Raw genomic sequence first — 3,018 nt, forward strand, 5'->3', positions numbered from 1 at the left:
TTTTAGCTTTACAACCCTCACCAGTGTTGGCTATGGGGATATTACGCCCACCAGTCCCCCCACAATGGCGATCGCCAATCTTGAGGCCATTTTTGGTCAAATGTATGCAACCAATTGTCATGGCGCGGCTTGTCAGTCAATATCTGAATAGTCCCAACCCCAACTCAGTCTTGCGCAAATGTCGATGTCCCCTATCACTGCTGATGCCTCCCCCAGCTTTGGTCTCATCATTGTCGAGGGAGAGGATGTGGTGCGCCTTGGCCTTTGGACAGGAATTCAGCAGCAGTTGGGGATTGAGCCGCTGGTCTTTCACGATGGCCACGGTCTGATCACCTATCTGGAAAACATGCCCCTCGATCAAGAACCCACGCCTTGGATTGTGCTCTGTGATGCCCAACTCACAGTCAATGATGCCACCACCCCTTGGCTGTGGCAGTGGTTGAAGCAGCACTATCCTACCCTGCGGGTACTTCTCACTGTCCGACCCGCTGCCCTTGAATTAGTCTCTCTTGCCCAACAGGCGGGTGTTGAAGGCATTTACCATCGCAATACGGCACTGAGTGATCTTTTGGCAGGAATTCTAGCCATTGCCCGAGGGGAGATCGTTCACACAGTCACGCCCCCAAAGCCGCCCTTGAGTGTGCTGTTTCCCAAGCGGTGGGATCGTTGGCGGTATCAGGTTCTCCAGCAGGGACTGGGGGAGATGGATGCGTGGTTACAGGCCTTAGATCAGTACTTGGGGCGATCGCGCCTCTCTCCCCTCGAACGCCTGGTGTGCGAAGGTCGCTATCGGGAAATTCGTGCCGCCCGCTGGCTGGTGTCGCGTTTATTGCCACAGCCAAGTCAAGCCCCTCCTGCGCCGCTGGTGTCCCCCGTGCGTCCGCAGATTGAGATCATTTCCCAATTGGTGGATCGCTGCTTGCAACGGATGCAGTCGGATCTCTTGAACCTAACTGCGCGGCCTTTGGAGTTAGAGGTGCTGACCCTACAGCAGCGGCGGGAACTGCTCTATACCATCCTGCGGCAGTGGGATCTCCTCGTGCGCACTTTACAAGCGACACCGCCCAGTATTGAATTTCTGCACCAGCGGGGTAGCTCCCTACTGCAAGACCTCTGGGAACAGAGCCTGCGGGAGTTTTTTCGTCCCTATCGCTTTGCCCTCGGCAGTGACGCCGACCTCATTGAGCAATTGCTCACAGAAAGAGAAACTGTGGCCAGCGTCTATCTGAAGCCAATCCCCTTTGTGGCGGAAATGCTGGCCCATTTACTGGTGCAACAGCCCCTCACCCTCCATCAGCAGACCTATCGCTACGGCACCGCGGCCGCCTTGGAGATCCTCGATGCCCTCCTCGATCACTGGTTGCTCACTGTTGCCAATAGCATTGTCTATCCGCTGCTGAATCGGTGTTGCTATAGCGAAGTGATTCAACACACATTTTTTCAGCCGCAATACACCTCAACGCGCGAACTGGAACGCTTTCGCAACGCGCTCTCTTGGCATTACCGCTGGCAACGTTGGGTCAAGGAACCGCAAAACATCTTTGAAAGTCGCTTGGTTTTACTGCGGCTGACGGAGCGAGGGATTCAGGAACTGGCGCTGACCGTCCCCCGTCAAAAGGAACTAATGCAACTCAAGGGGATTCCCTACGCTCTGACCTTGGCTCTTGAGGCTCGCGATGCCTTGGCACCTCCAGTACGGGCAGTCGTGGCTTGGGTCGGTAAGGGGGTGGTGTATCTGCTGACCCAGGTGATTGGTCGCGGTTTGGGGCTGATTGGCCGAGGCATTCTGCAGGGGATTGGGCAATCTGTCAGCAGCGGCTGGAGTCGCTCTGAAGCCCCAAAAACCTCATCCAAACCTTGAGCTGGCCTATTCTTAAACGGCTCCTAACCTTGAGATAACCTTAAGCCAACGAACCCAGTGTTAGAATCTTAGGTGATAAGTAACTATCTCTATCCCTTGGGGATAGTTGCTATGAGATGTGCTAAAGCCTCTGTAAGAAAGTTCGATAGCTCAGCTGGCTGACAGATGCATAGCTTTAGCGATCATCTCAGCAGGATCAACAGTTCAAGGAGAATTCTGTCCTAGGGATTTGTTCTTTAGGACAAGTTCATAGAGGAGTGAAGGAGTAAGACGCTATGTCCCGCATTTTTCCGCGCTTGGTTTTGACCTCGCCTGTTTTACTGTTAGGCGTGCTGGCAGGTGCAGCTACAGCAGCCGATACCTCTTTGGCCAACTTCAGTGCCACTCAGTTTCAAACCCCTACTGCTGGTGCTGAATCCCTAACTACCCTGCCAACCAGCACAACGCTTGTTGCCCAAAATCGCCCCAGCAACCTCTCTTTTCCCTCAGTGGCTGAACTGGAAGCAGAGGGTGTTGCCACGACATCGAGCATGGGTCAAGTGACCTCCGTTAGCCAACTATCGGACGTACGCCCCACGGACTGGGCCTATCAGGCTTTGGCCTCCCTTGTCGAGAAATACGGCTGTATTGCGGGTTATCCCGATGGCACCTTCCGAGGCAATCGAGCAGCGACACGTTTTGAAATGGCTGCGGCTTTAAATGCCTGCCTCGATGTGATTAGCGATCGCTTTGCCACCAAGGAAGATCTTGCAAAGCTGCGCCGCCTGACGGAGGAGTTTTCCAAGGAACTCACCGCCATTAAGGGCCGCGTCACCAAGCTTGAAGACCGTGTTAAGAAGGTGGAAGCCACTCAATTCGCTACCCTCACCAAACTCAGCGCCACCGTCATCTTCAACATCTCGGATATTTTGACGAATGACCGTCCTGCTTTTCCAGGCACGGTTTATAGCCCTGTCCCTCCCCTTAACCCTAACCCACCCACGATTGACGACAATACAGTTGCCAACACTCGGGTGCGCTTAAACTTTGACACCAGCTTCTACGGCAAGGATCGCCTGCGGTTGCGGTTACAGGCCGCTAATATTCCTGCCTATAGCGCCGGAATCCCATCATTGATGAATACCAACATGGGGCGTCTTGGGTATGATGGGACCAGT

General features: G+C 54.2%; 3 protein-coding genes. All 3 read left to right on the forward strand.

Translation table 11 applies throughout. The features are described from left to right. Nucleotides 1-40: 40 nt before the first annotated feature. A complete protein-coding gene (locus IGQ15_RS12095) occupies nt 41-151 on the forward strand; it encodes a hypothetical protein (protein ID WP_363315852.1) in 111 nt (36 codons plus the stop codon). 33 nt (nt 152-184) lie between these two features. Beyond that, nucleotides 185-1,861 carry a DUF3685 domain-containing protein gene (locus IGQ15_RS11090; protein ID WP_297051748.1) on the forward strand — a complete coding sequence of 559 codons (1,677 nt, stop codon included), beginning with the start codon at nt 185-187 and terminating at the stop codon, nt 1,859-1,861. 275 nt (nt 1,862-2,136) lie between these two features. Beyond that, nucleotides 2,137-3,018: iron uptake porin (locus IGQ15_RS11095; protein WP_297051750.1), on the forward strand; the 882-nt coding region annotated here is incomplete at its 3' end.

Source organism: Thermosynechococcus sp. M98_K2018_005 (genome assembly GCF_015295825.1).
GTDB lineage: Bacteria > Cyanobacteriota > Cyanobacteriia > Thermosynechococcales > Thermosynechococcaceae > Thermosynechococcus.

Coding starts and splice junctions, on each gene's coding strand:
- IGQ15_RS11090 (WP_297051748.1), top strand. CDS start 185: ATGTCCCCTATCACTGCTGATGCCTCCCCCAGCTTTGGTCTCATCATT.